Genomic DNA, 18,115 nt, shown 5'->3' with positions numbered 1-18,115 from the left:
GGCGTCCACCGGCACGCTGACCTGCCCGCGTCGGTGGCGACATCGACCCGGGGACAACCGGACCAGCCCAGGCGAGGGTCCGGCCGACCGAGTACGGAGATGACAACGTGACCGAAACCAGCGCCGCGCAAGCCGAGGAGACGCCGGACGCCGTCGCCGAGGACGATCTGCTCGCAGACGATGCCGAGGACATCGACGGCGAGGACGCCGATGACTCGGATAGCGACGACCAGGGCGCCGGTGGGCCGCGTCGCGCCAGCACCGACGCTGAGCTGTTCGCCCAGAGCGAGATCGCCGCGGACTACATCGAGGGGCTCCTCGACATCCTCGACATGGACGGGGACATCGACGAGCTTGTCTCCAGCGGCCGGCCCGTGGTCGAGGTGCTCGGCGATCGGTTGGACGACCTCGTCGGCCAGCGGGGCGCGACGCTGGAGGCTCTCCAGGAGCTGACCCGTCTCGCCATCTACCGGCAGACAGGCTCGCCGAGCCGGCTCCTGCTCGACATCGGCTCGTACCGTGCCGACCGTCGCAAGGAGCTGGCGACGGTCGCGCGTTCGGCGGTCGAGAAGGCGATCTCCACCGGCGAGCCGATCCGACTGGAGCCGATGTCGGCTTTCGAGCGCAAGTGCGTGCATGACGTCGTCAACGCCAGTGAGGGCGTGCGCAGCGAGTCCGAGGGCGTCGAGCCGAGTCGGCGTATCGTCGTGCATCCTTCGGCCTGACCTGGTGTCGGACCTTCGCGCGGAGTCCCCCGGCGCCCCGCCTGCGGACCTGCTTGCGGTCGCCGAACAGTTGTTCGGCGACCGGCTTCGGCTCGCGGCACGTTACGCGGAGCTGTTGGTGACTGACGGCGTTCTCCGTGGTCTTATCGGGCCGCGGGAAGCACCACGCGTCTGGGACCGGCATATCCTGAATTGTGCCGTCATGGTCGATTTACTACCTGATGGGGCATATGTTGCTGATGTCGGGTCGGGCGCGGGGCTGCCCGGTATCGTTCTGGCCGTGGCGCGACCAGATCTGCATCTGACCTTGGTCGAACCACTGGGTCGGCGCGCCGCCTTCCTGTCGGAGGCGGTGTCAACGCTTGGTCTGGACGCGCGGGTGCGGGTGCTTCGTGGTCGGGCCGAGGAGTGCGTATCGGGAGCGTTGTCCGACAGCTTCGCCCCCGCGGACATTGTCACGGCACGGGCGGTCGCGCCGCTGGACCGGCTGGTCGGCTGGTGTCTTCCGCTGGCCAGGGTCGGCGGAAGGCTGCTCGCGCTCAAGGGCGCGTCCGCCGCTGGGGAGATCGCCGAGCACGCGTTGGCGGTGACCCGGCTCGGCGGCGGGCCGCCGACGATCCAGCGCTGCGGCGTCGGGCTCGTCGCGTCACCGACAACGGTGGTGGTAGTGGCCCGGGAGCGGTTGGTAGCGCCAGCGCGGTCCGGCGGCCGCGACGGTCGACGGGGGCGACGGCGGTGACCACCGACCGCGGCCAGCCGGGGCGGCTCAGCGCCCTGGGGAGAAGGGAGCGCTCCATGTCTGGTGAGCCACGCGACTGTGGCCCCGGTAGGTCTGGCGGCCTAAGGATGGCCGGAACCAGGCGCCAGCCTTAGGCTGGCCGAACGTCGATGGCAAAAACGCCGCGACTGCCGACCCGCGTCGGTCGCGATCATTACCCCACTACCCGAAGCGCGACTTCCGGCATAGCGCGGTGTCGATCCATCCGAAACGGCAGGGATTACAGTGCATGAATCGGACAAAGTCTCGAAGCCGAATGGCGAGTCGCTGAGCGCGACCGCGCCCGCGGCCACCGGACGTCGACGTAACGCCTGGGGCGCTACCCCTGGCGCCGCGAACTCCTCCGGGGCGGACGGGGTCGCTGACGTTCCAGTTCCCCAGCCCCGGACCGGTCGCGGACTCGGTCTGCCGCTGCGGCCCGCGGCCCCGGCCAAGGCGACGGCCACCGTCGTCGCCACTGATGGCGGTGTTTCACGTGAAACGACGACGACCGAGGCGGGACAGGAGCCGCCGTTGGCGATGGAGGCGCGTCGCGCTGTGCAGGTGTGGAACCCAGGTGGCGGCGTCGAGATGCCTCGGCCAACCCGGCGGCGGGTCATGTCGGTTGCCAACCAGAAGGGCGGGGTCGGCAAGACGACGACCACCGTGAATCTGGCCGTGGCGCTGGCACTCCACGGCAACCGCGTCATTGTCATCGACCTGGACCCACAGGGGAACGCCTCGACCGGGCTCAATGTGCCGCACCACGCCGGCGTGCCTGACATCTACTCGGTCCTCATCGAGAACGTGCCGTTGATCGAGGTGGCACAGGCGGTTGACGGTATTCCCAACCTTCGGTGCGTACCGGCGACCATTGACCTGGCCGGCGCTGAGATCGAGTTGGTCTCCGTGGTCGCGCGCGAGCAGCGCCTCACCCGGGCGATCGCGGCGTATCCCGAGGAGTTCGACTACGTCCTCATCGACTGCCCACCGTCGCTGGGCCTGCTGACGGTCAACGCGCTGGTCGCCGCGGAGGAAGTGCTGATCCCGATCCAGTGCGAGTACTACGCGCTGGAAGGGCTCAACCAACTTCTCAACAACATCAACCTGGTCAAGGCGCACCTCAATCCCCACCTGGACGTCTCCACCATTCTGCTCACCATGTACGACCGTCGAACCCGACTGGCCGACGCGGTGGAACAGGATGTGCGTAACCATTTCGGAGACAAGGTCCTGCGTTCGGTGATTCCGCGGAACGTGCGGGTCTCCGAGGCTCCCAGCTACGGCCAGTCCGTGATGACCTACGACCCTGCGTCGCGTGGGGCAACCAGCTACTACGAGGCCGCGCAGGAGATCGCGTTGCGGGGCGTCAAGAATGACTAGCCAGGTCAGGTCGGCAGGTGGAGGCAAGGCATGAAAAACCGTCCGCGTGGTGGTCTGGGCCGTGGCCTGGGCGCTCTGATCCCGACCGGGCCGCCCCCGCCCAGTTCAGTGATCACACCGCCCACGCAGGCGGTCTCGGTGGATCCGATGCCGGCGCCCGCCGCTGACCCGACGCCGGCTGAGCCCGAGGACGAGCCGGCGGCCGTTCCATCAGCGGGCGACCACGGGTCGGCCGGTGCCCCGGGCGACGGTGGGCCGTCGGCCGCCAGGGCGGATGCCGCAAGCGCGCGGCCCGTGGCGGCGACCAATGGGCAAATGGTCCCCGATCGCGGCACCCATGCCGAGGTCGGGGCAGTCGAAGGCCGTCAGGCCGACGGCCTTATGGTGCAAGTCGAAGATGCGCCCCCTGGTGGTTCCCTGGGCCTCGGCGGGCCCGAAATGGGTCGGCCTGATGATGCGATCCGGGTGGAGCTGGCGCCAGTTCCTGGCGCGCGGTTCGCAGAGCTGCCAGTCGCTGCGATCGCCCCGAACAGCCGCAATCCCCGACACGTCTTCGACGACGAAGCGCTCGACGAGCTGAAGACATCGATCCGGGAGGTTGGCCTTCTCCAGCCGATCGTCGTTCGTGAAATCGCGCCGGACCGCTATGAGCTCGTCATGGGCGAGCGGCGCTGGCGTGCGGCCCAAGCCGTCGGGAAGGAGTTCATCCCCGCGATCGTCCGCGACACGCGCGACGACGCCATGTTGCGCGACGCTTTACTGGAGAACATCCACCGAGCACAGCTTAACCCGCTCGAAGAGGCTGCGGCCTACCAACAACTCCTCGAAGAGTTCGGCGCCACGCACGACGAACTCGCCCGGAAGATCGGCCGTAGCCGACCACAGATCACCAACACCATTCGGCTTCTCAATCTGCCGGCGCGGGTTCAGCGCCGGGTGGCCGCCGGAGTGCTGTCTGCCGGGCATGCCCGGGCGCTCCTGGGCCTGGACGACTCCGACGCGCAGGAGGCGTTGGCTCAGCGGATCGTGGGCGAGGGCCTCTCCGTCCGCGCGACTGAGGAACTGGTGACCCTCGCGATCGCGGATGGTCCACGGCCAGCGCCCGCGCGGCGTCGGGCAAAGGCTCATGCGCCTGCGCTCAGCGATTGGGCGGATCGGCTTTCCGAGCGTTTCGATACCAAGGTCAAAGTCGAGCTCGGCCGGAACAAGGGCAAGATCGTGATCGAGTTTGGGTCGGTGGGTGATCTCGAACGCATCGCTCGGGTGATGGAGCTCCCGGACCAGCAACCCAGCAACGACTAGGCGCTCGTCCAGCAGCCACTGGCAGACCCCGACACATCGATGTGTCGGGGTCTGATGTTCACGTGGAACGGGATCCACGGGTCATGCCCAGTGTCCTCAGCCAGGCGGCTGGTGTCGTGCTCACCACTGGGACCTCAGCCGAAAGTTATCCACAGGGGTTATCCACAGGCAGGCCTGTTTTGCGAGAAACACGGTGTGGATACGGGTCTCGCCCTGTGGATAACCCCTGTGGATAACTTTCGTGGGGCTGTGGACGAACCCACGGAGATCCCAAAGTCGTACCTTCCCGTCGTCGAGTTCCGGCCATAGCTGGTGTCGGTTGCACGTGAAACGCTTCGATCGAAAACTCGGCGTCCAGCGCTGGGGTCGACACTCACGAGGTTCGTACCAGTTACACGTCGCTGGCCCGGCGGATGGCATAGCAGCGCCAGGCTAACTATGGACGGCCAGAGCTGGGCTTACCTCTGGGCGCCGCACTCTGGGCGACGCTCGCACCCAGGGCGTGAAGTCAGCATGCGTGCGGGCACCGATGCTCCAGCCTCCAGAGCTGCTTTGATCGGGCGCGCACGCCGTAGCCATTCAGACGGGGGCCGTTTCACGTGAAGCGGCCCCCGTGGTCCTGTTACTGCTTCGCCTGGGACTGGCCAACACGCTTCACCTCAGACGGGTTGCGACGCACTGCCTCGCGCTCCTAGGCTCGTTGGTGCGACGTCGGAGGTCGGATTGGCCGAGCTGGCCAGCCCAGATCGGCATCCCTCGGTAACGAGTCGGCCTTGGATCGGCGAAGCATGGGTGCGCCCTCAAAGTCGGCGTCCACGTGCTGCATGCCGCAGTACTGCGTTTCACGTGAAACGGTGGCGTTGGCCCCAAGCTGAACAGGCGCGCGCGTGCCAAATCGCGCTCCGACTGCGGTCGGCGCCACCCTTCGCTGGGCGACCCGCAAAGGACCTGTTCCCGGAGTTTCGATGTCCAGGGCAAGTAGGTGCTGGGCGAGGTAGCCTGCCGGCGAGCGCGGAGCGGTCGCGAGCGCAGGAGCGGTAACGCACCCCGATCGGCTGCCCCCGGAGTTGCGTTTCACGTGAAACGGAGCCTTGTCGCTCGCTAGGCGCCGGCGGGCCAAGAAGGCCCCAGCTCTCTGTTCGTCTCGCGCGCGGGTCCGCTCGACTAACTTGGCTGTGGTGGCCGAGCGGGTGCCCAGACAGCCGCCGCGGCACCCAAACCCCAACCAGGCGTTGAGCGCAAGCTTGTCCTACTCAAGTTGGCGCAGGCGGGTGGCCCTGTTCCGACACCGCTGGCCGCGTTTCACGTGAAACCGCTCAGCTGGATCGGGTTGCCACGCGCGCGACCATGCTCCCGAGCGTCGCGCCGAGATCCAGCCCGGCGGCCTGGACCGCCAGCGGCAACAGTGACGTCTCCGTCATGCCCGGCGAGACGTTGACGTCGAGCACCTGTACCGCACCTGACGGGGTCACGATGAGGTCGACGCGAGAGAGGTCGCGCAGGCTGACCGCGCCATGAGCGGCGACGGCGACCACGGCGACGCGTTCCGCGAGATCCGCGCTCAGCCTGGCTGGCGCGTGCCAAGTGGTGCGCCCCGGGGTGTACCGGGCTGCGTAGTCGTAGTGACCGTCGTGGGGAACGATCTCCACCACGGGCAGAGCACGGGGGCCGCCGCCGAGGTCAATCACGGAGACGGCGATGTCGATGCCCGGAACGAACTGCTCGATCAGCGCGGTGCCGCCGTAGGCAAAGCAGTCGACCATCGCCGCCGGCAATGCGCCGGCATCACGTACGGCGCTGACCCCCAGGCCGGACCCGCCCTGGGCGGGCTTGACCATGAGCGGTAACCCGAGGCGGCCGACGATCCGATCCATCACCGCAGCGGCGCCGAGTTCGGAGAATCGGTCGTGCGGCAGGGCGACCCAGTCAGGGGTCGGCAGCCCGTGCTGCCGCAGCAGCGCCTTGGTTGTCGGCTTGTCCCAGGCGACGCGGGCAGCCGCCGCGGTGGGCCCCAGGTAGGGGACGCCGAACAGATCCAGCACCGCGCGGATCGAGCCGTCCTCACCCGCTGCGCCGTGGAGGGCGATAAGAACAGCGGACGGTGGGTCGGTGGCCAGGCGGGTCGGCAGGCTGGTGTCCACGTCGGCCATCGTGGCGTCGAAGCCGGCGGCCCGGAGCGCGTCCAGGGCGCGGCGCCCGGACCGGAGCGACACCTCGCGTTCGTAGGACAGTCCGCCTGCCAGAACCAGGATCCGAAGGTCCTCGACGCCGGGGTCCGGCGGGCCATCGGGGAGCCACTCAGCTGCGTCCACGGGGTGGATCATGCCAAGCCCGGCCCGGGGGCGTCGGCGCCGGGCCGACGTTGCCGCGCGGGTCCGGAAGCGCTGACGGCGCCGAAGATCCGCCGAGTGGCCAGGTCCTGTTCGATCACCCCGCCAAGCCGGCGGACTCCTTCGCGAATGCGTTCCGGGGTCGGGAACGAGAAGTTGAGCCTCAGGTTCCCGGCGCCGGAGCCATCCGCGTAGAAACCGACGCCGGGCACGTACGCGACCTTCGCCGCAATAGCCCGGGGCATCATCGCCTTGGCGTCGATACCTGCCGGTAACGTCGCCCAGACGAACAGACCGCCACCGGGGCGGGTCCAGGTCATCTCAGGCGGCATGAGTTCGAGCAGCGCCTCCAACAGCGCGTCCCGCCGCTCCTGGTAGACCTCCCGGTATGTTTTGAGCTGCTCCTGCCACGGCATGGTTCGCAGGTAGGTGGAGACGGCGGCCTGGGCGAAGGCGCTGGGACACAGGATCTGGGCCTCGCTGGCGATGACGAGTTTGTCCCGGACAGCGTGTGGGGCCAGGATCCAGCCCACCCGCAGGCCGGGAGCGAAAGTTTTGGAGAAGGTGCTCAGGTAGAGGATGCCGTCGCGGCGGCGGGCCCGCAGCGGCCGCGGCGCCTCGGTCTCGAAGCCGAGCTGGCCGTACGGATCGTCCTCGACGATCAGGAGCCCGGCCCGTTCGCAGATGTCGAGGACCTGCTCGCGGCGTGCTTCCGACAGCGTGACGCCGGTCGGGTTCTGGTACGTCGGGATGGTGTAGAGGAACTTCACCCGCTGGCCCGCCCGCGCCGCGGCTGCGATCGCCTCCTCCAATGCGGCGGGAACGAGTCCGTCGTCGTCCATCGACACATGCCGTACCTGGGCCTGCGCGGCCTGGAAGACGCCGAGCGCCCCCACGTAGGTGGGACCCTCCGCGAACACCACGTCGCCTGGGTCCAGGAACAGACGGGCGACGAGGTCGAGCGCCTGCTGACCGCCGACGGTCACGACGACGTCGTCGGGCGATGCGCCGCACCCGGCGTCCACGCCCGAGAGGGCCATGACCTCACAGATGCCCTCGCGCAGTTCGGGGGTCCCCTGGCCAATGCCGTACTGCAGAGTCGTCGGCCCGTGATCGGAGACGAGCCGACCGATCATCTCCCCCACGGCGTCCAGCGGCAGCGCGCCCACGAACGGGGCGCCGCCGGCCAACGACACAACCTCAGGTCGGCTGGCGACGGCGAACAGGGCACGGATCTCGGAGGCGGTCATGCCCCGGACCCGGCGGGCGTACCGGTCGGTGTAGTCGTCGAGCGTGGTGCCGGTCACAGGACTGTCATCTCCTCGGGCGGCCAACGTGCGCCGTCGATCCTATGCGGGTCGCGCCCGCTCCCACGTCGGTAGCACGGCCGGGCAACCGCGCCGGTTCGACCGGTTGGACATCTCCCCCTGAGGGGCTCGGCGGGCGTACCATCGTGGAAGGGCCCGCCAGCGCCGGTCGCCCGCCGGCGCCGGTCGCAGGCCAGCCGAACAGCCAGCCGAACACGCGCAGGCGCCGCTACTGCACAGGGACGCGTGAATGTCTCGTCGACTAGTCAGCCTCACGCTCGACACCTTGGAAGATCTACCGCGACCGTGCCGGCAGTGCGTCTACTGGGAACTCGACCCGGTGGCCGCGGAGCGCGCCTGTGTCAACGGCGACCCAGGCCTTGAGAAAGAGGCGTGGGTTTCGCAGACCCTGCTGGAGTGGGGTTCGTGCGGCAAGCTCGCCTATGTCGACGGTATGCCGGCCGGATTCATCATGTACGCGCCCCCGGCCTACGTGCCTCGTTCGATGGCGTTCCCGACATCGCCGGTCTCCGCCGACTCGGTGTTGCTCATGAACGCTCACGTCGTGCGCCCGTTCGCTGGCGGCGGCCTGGGGCGGATGCTCATCCAGGGCGTGGCCCGTGACCTCACCAAGCGCGGTATCAGGGCCATCGAAGCGTTTGGGGACGCGAAGTTCAGCGACTCCGACGAGGAGGCTGGCTGCGTGGCCCCCGCTGACTTCTACCTGTCGGTGGGCTTCAAGACGGTCCGCCAGCACCCGCGCTACCCGAGGCTGCGGTTGGATCTGCGGACGGCCCTGTCGTGGAAGTCCGATGTCGAGTACGCGTTGGAGAAGCTGCTGGGGTCGATGAGCCCCGAGACGCTGCTGCGTCCCGTTCGGCCGGTGAGCCCCACCTCGGTGTGACGCCGCGTCCGGCGAACCTGGCACGAGGTTCAGTTGCTGAGCGGGGTCCGGAGGCGGGCTCGTAGGGCGCGGACGTCGATCGAGCCGGTCGGAACGTCCTGCTCGATCGGGTAGTACATCCGCTGGACGGCGGCGGCGACGGCGTCGACGACGCGGTCGCGCAACGGCGCGGACGCCAGCCGTTCGCGGTCCACCGGCGAGGTGAGGTAGCCGACATCGACCCGGACGGCGGGCATCCGGGTGAGTCGCAGCAGTTCCCAACTTTTGGCGTGGGTACGGCAGTCGTTGAGCCCGGCACGGGCCACGATCTCACGCTGTACGAGGCCGGCCAGCCGCTCGCCGACCGTCGAGGTGATGCCGTTCGCGGCGCCGTAGTGGAACGCCGCGACGCCATTGGCTACGGGGCTGCGGTGGCCGTCGATGTGGAGCGAGATGAACAGGTCGGCGTCGAGGGTGTTGGCCAGGTCCGCCCGGGCGAGGTCGTCGATGGGCCGGCCGGGTTCCGGACCACGGGTCAGATGCGCCCGCATCCCGGCGGCGGTGAGCCGGCCCTGGAGCCGCGCGGCGAGGTCGAACGTGAGGTCGGCCTCGGCGAGCGTCGTGCCGTGGCGGGCGGCGGTGACGCCCCGGTCGGTCCCGCCGTGGCCGGGGTCGATGACGATGGTCTTCCCGATCAGGTGCGGGCCGGACTGCCGGAACCGCTCCGCCTCCCGTAACCACAGGGGACGGCCGCCGATGACTTTGCGCCCGAGTCGGCTCAGCGCGGTGAGGGTGTGCGGTCCGCAGATGCCGTCGGCGGGTAGTCCGACCTCGCGTTGGAACTGTGCGACGGCGCGGGCGGTGTCGGCGCCGTAGACGCCGTCGGCGCGGCGCGGGTCGTAGCCGATCTCCAGCAGCCGCTCCTGCAGGGCGCGGACGTCTTCCCCGACGGGTTGGTTCGCGGCGCTGTGCTGGAGTGTCCGGGAGCCGAAGCGCCACCGGGCGGCGTCCAGGGAGCGCCACGTCTCCGGTCCGACCTGGCCGTCCACGGACAGCCCGCGGTCCTGTTGGAACGCGCTCACGGCGTTCACGACCTCAGCGTCGTAGACGTCGGCGTCGCGTTCGGCCAGTAGTCCCAGGCTGACGAGGATGGCGCTGATCTCGACGATCGCGGGTCCGCTGTCGCCGAGGCGGAACACTCGCACGCGGCACTCCCTTCGGCGGGCGCGGCAACGCGCGGCACGTCGTGCCCGCAGCCTACCGGCCTACCCAGGAATTGGCCGTTTTTGCATCGTTATGTAGTTGGGCCCGCCGGGTGCTCAAGCACCGCGACGGGCCCAACCGATCGACAGGAAAGGCGTCAGGAGGCCGACTCGATCAACTTGATGAGGTCGCCCTTGGGCTTGGCGCCGGCCACCGACTGCACCGGCTGACCGCCTTTGAAGACCGTCAGCGTCGGCACCGACATGATCCGGTAAGCGCGGGCGGTCTCCGGGTTCTCGTCCGTGTTCACCTTGACGATGCGGACCTTGTCCCCCATCTCGCCGGCGATCTCCTCCAGCAGCGGAGCGACCTTACGGCAGGGGGCGCACCACTCGGCCCAGAAGTCGACCAGCACCGGCGTCGGCGACTGAAGCACCTCGCTGACGAAGGTGGCGTCGGTGACGTCCTTGATAGCTCCCACTGAATCCTCCTCCGGGACGAGCATTCGCCCCATGTTCCTCGTCGCGGGGCTAGGCGCCCAGCGACGCGATGAACCGCTCCGCGTCCAGCGCGGCCGCACAGCCGGTGCCGGCGGCGGTGATGGCCTGCCGGTACGTGTGGTCGACGAGGTCACCGGCGGCGAAGACGCCCGGGACGTTCGTCCGGGTGCTCGGCGCCTCGACGATCACGTAGCCGTCACCGTCCATCTCGACCTGGCCGCGGAACAGCTCGCTGCGCGGGATGTGCCCGATCGCCACGAAGACACCGGTCACGTCGAGGACGCGGGTCTCATCGGTGACGGTGTTCCGCAGCCGGGCGCCGACGACCGAGCCGTCCTTACCGATGATCTCGTCGACGGCACTGTTCCACGCCACGGTGATCTTGTCGTTCTTCAGTGCCCGCTCTGCCATGATCTTGCTGGCGCGGAACTCCTCCCGCCGGTGGACGATCGTCACCGACGCGGCGAACTTGGTGAGGAAGGTGGCCTCCTCCATCGCCGAGTCGCCGCCGCCGACGACCGCGATGTGCTGGCCCCGGAAGAAGAACCCGTCGCAGGTGGCGCAGGAGGAGACACCGTGCCCGAGCAGCTCCTGCTCGCCCGGCACCCCCAGCGGCCGCCACGCCGAGCCGGTGGCCAGGATGACCGCCTTCGCGCGGTAGGTCACGCCGTCCACCGTCACGCTCTTGACGTCCCCGGCCAGCTCGACCGCGGTGGCGTCGTCGGTGATGAACTCCGCGCCGAAGCGCTCCGCCTGCTTGCGCTGGGCGTCCATCAACTCTGGCCCCATGATCCCGTCGGGGAATCCGGGGAAGTTCTCCACATCGGTGGTGGTCATCAGCGCGCCGCCGGACTGCACGCCCTCGATCACCAGCGGCTTGAGGTTGGCGCGGGCCGCGTAGATGGCGGCGGTGTACCCGGCGGGGCCTGAGCCCACGATGATCAGGTCACGAATCTCGGACAATGCCGACTCCCCTGGGTCAGTGACACGGCTGGCGCCGCACATCGTAGGCGCGCTTGGGCAGAAATGTCATCTGTACGGAGCGCGGATTTCCGCGGCCACCGCACGGCGGGCGACGTCACTCACGCAAGCGCGCTTCACCGCCCCGGCCCGCGGCTCAGCGCTCGGACGGGCACGATCTCAGCTCAGCGGGGCTGTCGCGCGCAGATCAGCGCCGGTGGCCGCGAGCCCGCAGTCGGGGCCCACCGCCGCGACGAGCCGTCCGTCGGGACCGGCCAGGGCGAGGACGGCGGCGGGCCTGCCGTCGAAGGTCGCGAAGTCGACACCCGTGGCGGTCGCGCCCGGGGCCACTATGGCGGCCAGCGCCCGGACGCAGTTCTCCATGCCTCCCGCCGACGCCAGCCGGCGTAGCGGCGGGGCCACCTCAGCGGTGGCGAAGGTCGTGGCGCCGCGGACGGCCTGCCCGGCATCGGCGAGATTGTCCGCGCGGTACGCACGGCCGCTGGCCTGCGCCAGCAAGCCGGCTGGCAGCTCCCCGAACCGTGGGGCGACGCCGGCGTCGGCGGTCGTCTCGGTCGTGGCCGGCGTCGCGTTGGGCGCCGCGAACGTCGATGGCTGCTGATCGTTCGGCTCGGGCTGGGCGACCATCACGAAACCGCCGAACGCCGCGACGCTGGCGGCGACCGCTCCCGCGGCCGCCCACCGCAGCGGCGTGATCCTCCGGCGACGCCGGGCCGCCCCGATGGGGACAATCGGGGCGGTCGGCGTCGCGTCCGTGCCGGCAAGGGGAGGCGCCGCCGCGAGCGCTGCCATCAGGCGCTCGGTGACGTCAACCGGCATCGGCTCTGGCTCGGCGCCCCAGGACCGCAACGCGGACTCCACCGCTGCCGTCCCGTGGCGCAGCGACTCGTGGGCGTCTCGCCACAACGGGTCGGCGGCCACCCACCGCGTGACCCTGTCGTGGTCAGCTGTGCCCACGAGCGCTCCGCCGACGTAGTCGACGAGCAGTGCGAACTGCGCGTCGGTCAGGCCGGCCGCCGGCTCGCCCCTCTCGACATCCCAGTCCGTCACGTCCGCTCCTCCCGGTGGGGTCCGCCAGTGGTCGGGGACCCACCTCGCCGTGCTCCAGATGCTGGTCTGACGCCCTCGGCCGCAGGTCGGTTCCCGCCCGGCACGGATTGGCCCGGCCGCAGGTCAGACAGCATGACGGCGAGTCGGGCGCGGCCACGCGCACAGCGGCTTTTGACCGTCCCCTCGGCGATATCGAGCACCGCCGCCGCATCGGCCACCGAGTAGCCCTGGACGTCGACGAGCAGAAGGGCCGCGCGCTGGTCCACCGGAAGGTCGGCGAGCGCCTGGCGCACCACCAGCCGGAGATCGTGGTCGGTGCTCGGGGCGGCCGGCTCCGGCCCGCCGGGCTCGCCGTCGGGTCGGTCGGCGCCGTCAGGAAGCGGCACGACCGGCTGCGCCTGCCGGCGCCGTAACCGGTCGAGGCAGGCGTTGACGACGATCCGGTGCAGCCAGGTCGTCACGGCGGCGTCGCCGCGGAAACGGGCGGCGGACCGGTGCGCCGACAGGAGGGCGTCCTGGAGGGCGTCCTCGGCTTCGTGGCGGTCGCGCATGGTGCGCAGCGCCACCGCCCAGAGCCGGTCGCGGTGCCGGTGGACCAGGTGCGCGAAGGCGTCCCCATCGCCGGCGGCGTGGGCCCGTAGCAGTTCGGCGTCAGTGGGGTCGGAGCTGGTCACGGTCCCTCGATCGTAATTTCCTGAACGCCGAGCGAGTACCCGCCGCGACCGTCCGATGGCAGGGCGGTGAACCACACCAGCAGGCGCCGGTAGGTGGCCCGCGGGTCGAAGTCGCCGAATGCCCAGGCGCCGCCGACCTCCACCGGTTCAGTGGTGAGGGCCTGGTACGACCGCAGAATCTCCTGGTCGCCAGCGGCGGAGCTGCCGGGGTCGGCGTCGCCCGCCAGGAGGCTAGCGGTGGCGCCGCCGTCGCTGAACTGCACCCGGACGGAGCTGACCCGGCGCGCCTCGCCGAGATCGACCAGGATGCCGATCCCGGACTTCACCGTGGTGAGCGGGCTCCGGTAGACGTGGGTCTCCCAGGCGCTGTCCGGATCGCCGTCCACTGTCTTCTCCGCGTTGCGCAGCTCGCCGCGGTCGCCGCGATCCCCGTCGACGATCCGCACCTGGCTCGCGCTGAGCGGAATCGGTCGGGGGTCGACAGCGCCGCCGGAGGGCGCGTTGCTCGGGGCGACCTGGGTGTCGCCGGCGGTCGGGCCTGGTCGGTTGCCGAACAGCCGCAGGCCGGCGATCGTCCCCACGGTGGCGAGCAGGATGAGGGCCAGCACCCCGACACCGATCTTGAGTGCGGCCGGACGCACCGCCCGGATCCGTAACAGCTCACCGGTGTCGGCGGCGAACCGCAGCGCCCCGGACTCCTCGACCGGGTCCGGGCCGACGGTGTCGAGGCGGGCCAGCTCGCCGGCGACCAGATCGGAGGCGGGTGGGGTCCGGCGGGGGTCGAGCAGCTCCACCGCCAGCGAATCCAGGTGGGCGGGCACCCCGGCCCGCATCTGCCGCGGCGCGACCACGGCGCCGGCGGTGTCCCGAACGGCGTCGGGGGCGCCGGGGGCAGGAGGCAGCTCCCGCTCCGGCCAGTGGCCGGTGAGCCCGAAGTAGAGGACGCCGGCGACGCAGCGCACGTCGGTCTCGGCGTCGGTGGCCCGGTCGACCCGGGCGTCGGCGAGGACGACCCGGCCGTCCTGGGCGATGAGGACCGTGCCGGGGTGGATGTTCCCGTGGACCATTCCGGTGGCGTGCACCGCGGCGACCGCCGCGGCGACCGCGTGCGCGATGGTCGTCGCCCGGCCCGGGTCCAGCGTGCCGTCGACGGCGACGGTCTCGCGTAGCGACGCGCCCTCCACCCACTCACGCACCACGAACGCTCGGTCGGCCTCGTCGACGGCGTCGTACACGCCGACGAGGTTGGGGTGCACGACGCGGCTCGCGGCCACCGCCGCCTGGAGCATCTCGGCTGCCCGCTGCCCGCCCGGGTACCGCAACACCACGGCCACCGGCCGGCGCAGGATGACGTCGACACCGCGCCAGACCTGGCGTCCGGCGGCGTCGTCGCTGATGTGGGTGACCAGTTCGTACCGTTGGGCCAGCAGGTCGCCGGCGGCGGGGGCGCCCGCGCCGGGCGCGGCCTGCTGCGCCTCGGTGGCGTCGTGGCCCTCGTCGACCTGGGTCACCCGTCCTCCTCGGCGCTGATGGCGCGTCGCTTTGTCCTGCCTGACCATACCCGCCGTCGCGGCGGGGTCGATACGTCCACTCGTGTGGTCGACCGTGTCGGCCGACGGGACGCTCCAGCCGGTCAGCGGCCCAGCTTCGCCCGGACCAGGTTGACCACTTCATCGATCTCACGAATCCGTAGCGCCCTGCTCAGACCGAGGTAACCAACCGCGATAGCGACGCCACCGACAGTGAGTTTGAGCACCGCCTGCCACCAGGTCGGGGCGTCGGACCATGGCAGCGCCATCGTCGCCAGCCAGCCCGACAACCCCGCGCCGGCGGCGGCCGCGGTGACCTTGCCGAAGGTCACCGCGACACGGCGCAGGCCGATCGGTCCGACCCGGCGCCGGAGCAGCCAGGCCGATAGACCGGCGGCCAGCACGTAGGAAACCGCGTTGCCGATCATGATTCCGACCGCGGTGAGGCTGCTGCTCAAGGCCCAGAACAGACCCAACTGGACGAGGACCCGCACCGCGACCACCGGGATGTTCACCAGCGCCGGCGTGCGGGTGTCCGGCAGCGCGTAGAACCCGAACGTGAACAGTTGGCTGACCGCGAACGGGACGAGCGCCAGCGCGGCCACCACGAGCACCGCCGCCATCCGCTCGGCGTCGTCGGCCCGGACCGCGCCGTACTGGAACAGCGTTATCACCAATGGCTGCGCGAGGACCAGGTAGACGACGGCGACCGGGGCCAGCACCGCCGCCGACATCCGGGCGCCGCGCGACAGGTCGGCGGCCACGGCGCCGAACCGTCCGTCGTGGGCGGCGGCGCTCATCCGCGGCATCAGGGCCGTGATGATCGAGACGGCGATGATGCCGTGCGCCATCATCAGCAGCAGGTACACGACGTTGTAGCTGGCGACGCCGGCCTTGTCGCCGGCATTGTCGACGCTGTTGAGCAGCCGGAGCAGCACCACCACACCGACCTGGCTGACCGCCACGTAGCAGAACATCCACGCGCCGAGCCGGCCGAGCTCGGGCAGGTCCAACTCCCGGAACCCGCCACGCCACCGCCACCGGAAGCCGACCTTGCGCAGCGCCGGCCACAACCCGGCCGCCGACCCGGCGACCCCGAGCAGCGTCCCGCCACCGAGCAGCAGAATCGGGCCCGCGCCCATCTCGCCGATCGTAGGACCGCTGCCGAAGATCACGACGAAGGCGCCGGCCATCGCGATGACGACGAGGTTGTTGAGAATCGGCGCCCACATCGGCGCCGCGAAGTGCCCTCGGGTGTTCAACACGGCCCCGAGCAGCGCCGACAGGCCGGTGAAGAACATCATCGGCAGCATCAGGTACGACAGCAGGGTGACGAGCCGCTGGTAGTCCGCCGGGCGCTCGCCAGCGAGCAGCGCCGTCAGCAGCGGCGCCGCGATCACCGCGAGCAGGGTGACGACGCCGAGAGCGAGCACCGCCAGTGTCAGCAGCCGGTGGGTGTACGCCTCGCCGCCATCCTGGTCGTCCTTACGCCGTCGGACGAGCACCGGCACCAGGACACTGGTGAGAATGCCGCCGAGCAGCAACTCGTAGATCATCGACGGGAAGAACTGCGCGGTGCCGTATGCGTCGCCGACGGCACCGACGCCGAGCGCGGCGACGATGGCGACCGTCCGGACGAACCCGGTTCCACGTGAAACCAGCCCGCCGAGCGCCATCACCGCGCTGTTGGTGGCAGTGCCGCCGCCGTCCGGCTCAGGCGGGACGGCGGCGGGGCTGTCCACCCCGGCGCCGCCGACCGCTCCGGCGCCGCCGACGCCAGGGGCCGGGGCCCCGGCCGGACCGGCTGGGCCGGCGCCTGAACCCCGCGCCGGAGGCGCGATCGGCCCCGGATCGTCGCTGTGGGCACTGCGGTAAACGCGGCCGGTCACATGCTCCTCCTTGATGCCGATCTCGCCCACCTTAGTGACGGGGTCGACGCGCCGATTAGGCTCCATGCTCTATGTCCACCGCTCACGGTCCTCAGTCCACGCCACCGGCGCCCGCCCGGTCGGCGTCCCCCCAACGCGGCGCCGCCGGACGTCCGGTCCCCGCCGATCCGCTGAGCGCGGCCCAGCGCGGCGCCGTGGCGGAGCTGATGCGGGTGTCCCCCGTCGCCGACGAGCTGGGCCGACGCTTCGCCGCCGCCGGTTTCGAGCTGCACCTGGTCGGTGGCTCGGTCCGCGACGCCCTGCTCGGGCGGCTCGGCGACGACCTCGACTTCTGCACCGACGCCCACCCCGACGACACCCTCCGCGTCGTCACCGGCTGGGCCGAGGCGATCTGGGAGACCGGCCGCGAGTTCGGGACCATCGGCGTGATGCGTCGCGGCCTGCGGATCGAGATCACCACGTTCCGGGCCGAGTCCTACGACGGGGTGAGCCGCAACCCGCTCGTCGAGTACGGCACGAACCTGTACGACGACCTGTCCCGACGCGACTTCACCATCAACGCGATGGCCGTCAGCCTGCCTGGGCACGAGTTCACCGACCCGTTCGGCGGCGTCACAGACCTGGCAGCCAAGGTCATCCGGACCCCCGACGCGCCCGAACGGTCATTCGGCGATGATCCGCTGCGGATGCTGCGGGCCGCCCGGTTCGCCGCCCAACTGCGATTCGCCGTCGAGCCGGCGACGCTGGCCGCCATGAACGCGATGGCTCCCGATCTCGACCGGATCACCGCCGAGCGGGTCCGGGACGAGTTCGTCAAACTGCTCAGCGGCGCCGACCCGGTCACCGGGCTACGGCTGCTGGTCGACACCGGACTGGCCGACCGGTTCCTGCCCGAGCTGGCCGGACTCAAGCTGGAGATCGACGAGCACGCCCAGCACAAGGACGTCTACGAACACACGCTCACCGTCGTGGCCAACGCCGTCCGGTTGGAACGCGCCGACGGCTGGCCGGCGGACTTCGTGCTCCGGATGGCCGCCCTCATGCACGACATCGGCAAACCCGCCACCAAGGCCGTCACCGGGGACGGGCGGGTCAGTTTCCACCACCACGAGGTCGTCGGCGCCCGGCTCACCCGCGCCCGGATGAAGGCGATGAAGTTCCCCAAGGACGTCACCGGGCAGGTCACCCACCTGGTCGCCCTGCACCTGCGCTTCTACGGCTACGGGCGCGGCGAGTGGACCGACTCGGCCGTCCGCCGCTACGTCGCCGACGCCGGCGAGCTGCTCCCCCGCCTGCACAAGCTCACCCGCTCGGACTGCACCACCCGTAACCGGCGAAAGGCGGCGGCGCTCGCCGCCGACTACGACGCGCTGGAGGACCGGATCAGCCGGATCGCCGCCGAGGAGGACCTGGCCCGGGTCCGGCCCGACCTTGACGGCAACGCCATCATGGAGCTGCTGGGCGTGCCGCCCGGCCCGATCGTCGGGCGGGCCTGGAAGCACCTCAAGGAGCTTCGCCTGGAGCACGGACCGCTGGACCGGGACGCGGCCGAGGCCGAGCTGCGCCGGTGGGCCGCCGCAGAAGGCATCACCGCCGACTGAC

General features: G+C 70.6%; 15 protein-coding genes. 6 read left to right on the top strand and 9 right to left on the bottom strand.

All coding sequences use genetic code 11. The annotated features are described in order from the left end of the window. The first annotated feature begins 107 nt into the window (after window positions 1–107). The 4 genes from ABD287_RS01970 (at window position 108) to ABD287_RS01955 (ending at window position 4,167) form a co-directional block, all read left to right on the top strand. Window positions 108–725: a Jag family protein gene (locus ABD287_RS01970; protein ID WP_344167175.1), complete on the top strand. Its 618-nt coding sequence runs from the start codon at window positions 108–110 to the stop codon at window positions 723–725. Window positions 726–729: 4 nt separating this feature from the next. Then, window positions 730–1,464 carry a 16S rRNA (guanine(527)-N(7))-methyltransferase RsmG gene (gene rsmG / locus ABD287_RS01965; RefSeq protein WP_425565466.1) on the top strand — a complete coding sequence of 245 codons (735 nt, stop codon included), beginning with the start codon at window positions 730–732 and terminating at the stop codon, window positions 1,462–1,464. Window positions 1,465–1,722: 258 nt separating this feature from the next. After that, window positions 1,723–2,865, top strand: a complete 1,143-nt coding sequence (locus tag ABD287_RS01960) for a ParA family protein (RefSeq protein WP_425565476.1) — start codon at window positions 1,723–1,725, stop codon at window positions 2,863–2,865. Window positions 2,866–2,895: 30 nt separating this feature from the next. Then, window positions 2,896–4,167 (top strand): ParB/RepB/Spo0J family partition protein, encoded by a 1,272-nt coding sequence (locus tag ABD287_RS01955; protein WP_344167171.1) that lies wholly within the window; start codon window positions 2,896–2,898, stop codon window positions 4,165–4,167. 1,316 nt (window positions 4,168–5,483) lie between these two features. Here ABD287_RS01955 and ABD287_RS01950 read toward each other — a convergent pair. Both ABD287_RS01950 and ABD287_RS01945 read right to left on the bottom strand, forming a co-directional pair. Next, window positions 5,484–6,491, bottom strand: coding sequence for a D-alanine--D-alanine ligase family protein (locus ABD287_RS01950; protein ID WP_425565465.1), 1,008 nt, complete (start codon window positions 6,489–6,491; stop codon window positions 5,484–5,486). After that, a complete protein-coding gene (locus tag ABD287_RS01945; RefSeq protein ID WP_344167167.1) occupies window positions 6,488–7,804 on the bottom strand; it encodes an aminotransferase-like domain-containing protein in 1,317 nt (438 codons plus the stop codon). The genes ABD287_RS01950 and ABD287_RS01945 overlap by 4 nt, the downstream gene beginning before the upstream one ends. Window positions 7,805–8,054: 250 nt before the next feature. On the opposite strand from ABD287_RS01945, the gene ABD287_RS01940 reads away from it, so the two are divergent. Continuing rightward, a complete protein-coding gene (locus ABD287_RS01940) occupies window positions 8,055–8,708 on the top strand; it encodes a GNAT family N-acetyltransferase (RefSeq protein WP_344167165.1) in 654 nt (217 codons plus the stop codon). A 29-nt stretch (window positions 8,709–8,737) separates the two neighbouring features. Here ABD287_RS01940 and ABD287_RS01935 read toward each other — a convergent pair whose 3' ends face one another. From ABD287_RS01935 to murJ, 7 genes are all read right to left on the bottom strand, one after another. Beyond that, window positions 8,738–9,892, bottom strand: a complete 1,155-nt coding sequence (locus ABD287_RS01935; protein ID WP_344167163.1) for an N-acetylmuramoyl-L-alanine amidase — start codon at window positions 9,890–9,892, stop codon at window positions 8,738–8,740. A 155-nt stretch (window positions 9,893–10,047) separates the two neighbouring features. Beyond that, window positions 10,048–10,371, bottom strand: coding sequence for a thioredoxin (gene trxA / locus ABD287_RS01930; protein ID WP_344167161.1), 324 nt, complete (start codon window positions 10,369–10,371; stop codon window positions 10,048–10,050). A 49-nt stretch (window positions 10,372–10,420) separates the two neighbouring features. Continuing rightward, window positions 10,421–11,353 (bottom strand): thioredoxin-disulfide reductase, encoded by a 933-nt coding sequence (gene trxB, locus ABD287_RS01925; protein WP_344167159.1) that lies wholly within the window; start codon window positions 11,351–11,353, stop codon window positions 10,421–10,423. 177 nt (window positions 11,354–11,530) lie between these two features. Beyond that, window positions 11,531–12,421 (bottom strand): hypothetical protein, encoded by an 891-nt coding sequence (locus tag ABD287_RS01920; RefSeq protein ID WP_344167157.1) that lies wholly within the window; start codon window positions 12,419–12,421, stop codon window positions 11,531–11,533. Continuing rightward, on the bottom strand, window positions 12,418–13,095 hold the full coding sequence (sigM, locus tag ABD287_RS01915) for an RNA polymerase sigma factor SigM (RefSeq protein ID WP_344167155.1): 678 nt from the start codon (window positions 13,093–13,095) through the stop codon (window positions 12,418–12,420). Before sigM ends, ABD287_RS01920 begins: the two co-directional genes overlap by 4 nt. Then, window positions 13,092–14,654 carry a protein kinase domain-containing protein gene (locus ABD287_RS01910; protein WP_344167153.1) on the bottom strand — a complete coding sequence of 521 codons (1,563 nt, stop codon included), beginning with the start codon at window positions 14,652–14,654 and terminating at the stop codon, window positions 13,092–13,094. Before ABD287_RS01910 ends, sigM begins: the two co-directional genes overlap by 4 nt. Window positions 14,655–14,728: 74 nt before the next feature. Next, window positions 14,729–16,513 carry a murein biosynthesis integral membrane protein MurJ gene (gene murJ, locus ABD287_RS01905; protein ID WP_344167151.1) on the bottom strand — a complete coding sequence of 595 codons (1,785 nt, stop codon included), beginning with the start codon at window positions 16,511–16,513 and terminating at the stop codon, window positions 14,729–14,731. Between the two features lie 71 nt (window positions 16,514–16,584). Between murJ and ABD287_RS01900 the strand changes: the two genes are divergently transcribed. After that, complete coding sequence (locus ABD287_RS01900) at window positions 16,585–18,114, top strand: CCA tRNA nucleotidyltransferase (protein WP_344167149.1); 1,530 nt, start codon at window positions 16,585–16,587, stop codon at window positions 18,112–18,114. Window position 18,115: the final 1 nt, after the last annotated feature.

It is taken from the genome of Pilimelia columellifera subsp. columellifera (assembly GCF_039532605.1).
GTDB classification, from domain to species: domain Bacteria; phylum Actinomycetota; class Actinomycetes; order Mycobacteriales; family Micromonosporaceae; genus Pilimelia; species Pilimelia columellifera.
The sequence above is the reverse complement of the archived record's forward strand: the minus strand, read 5'-3'. Positions and strand labels throughout refer to the sequence as shown.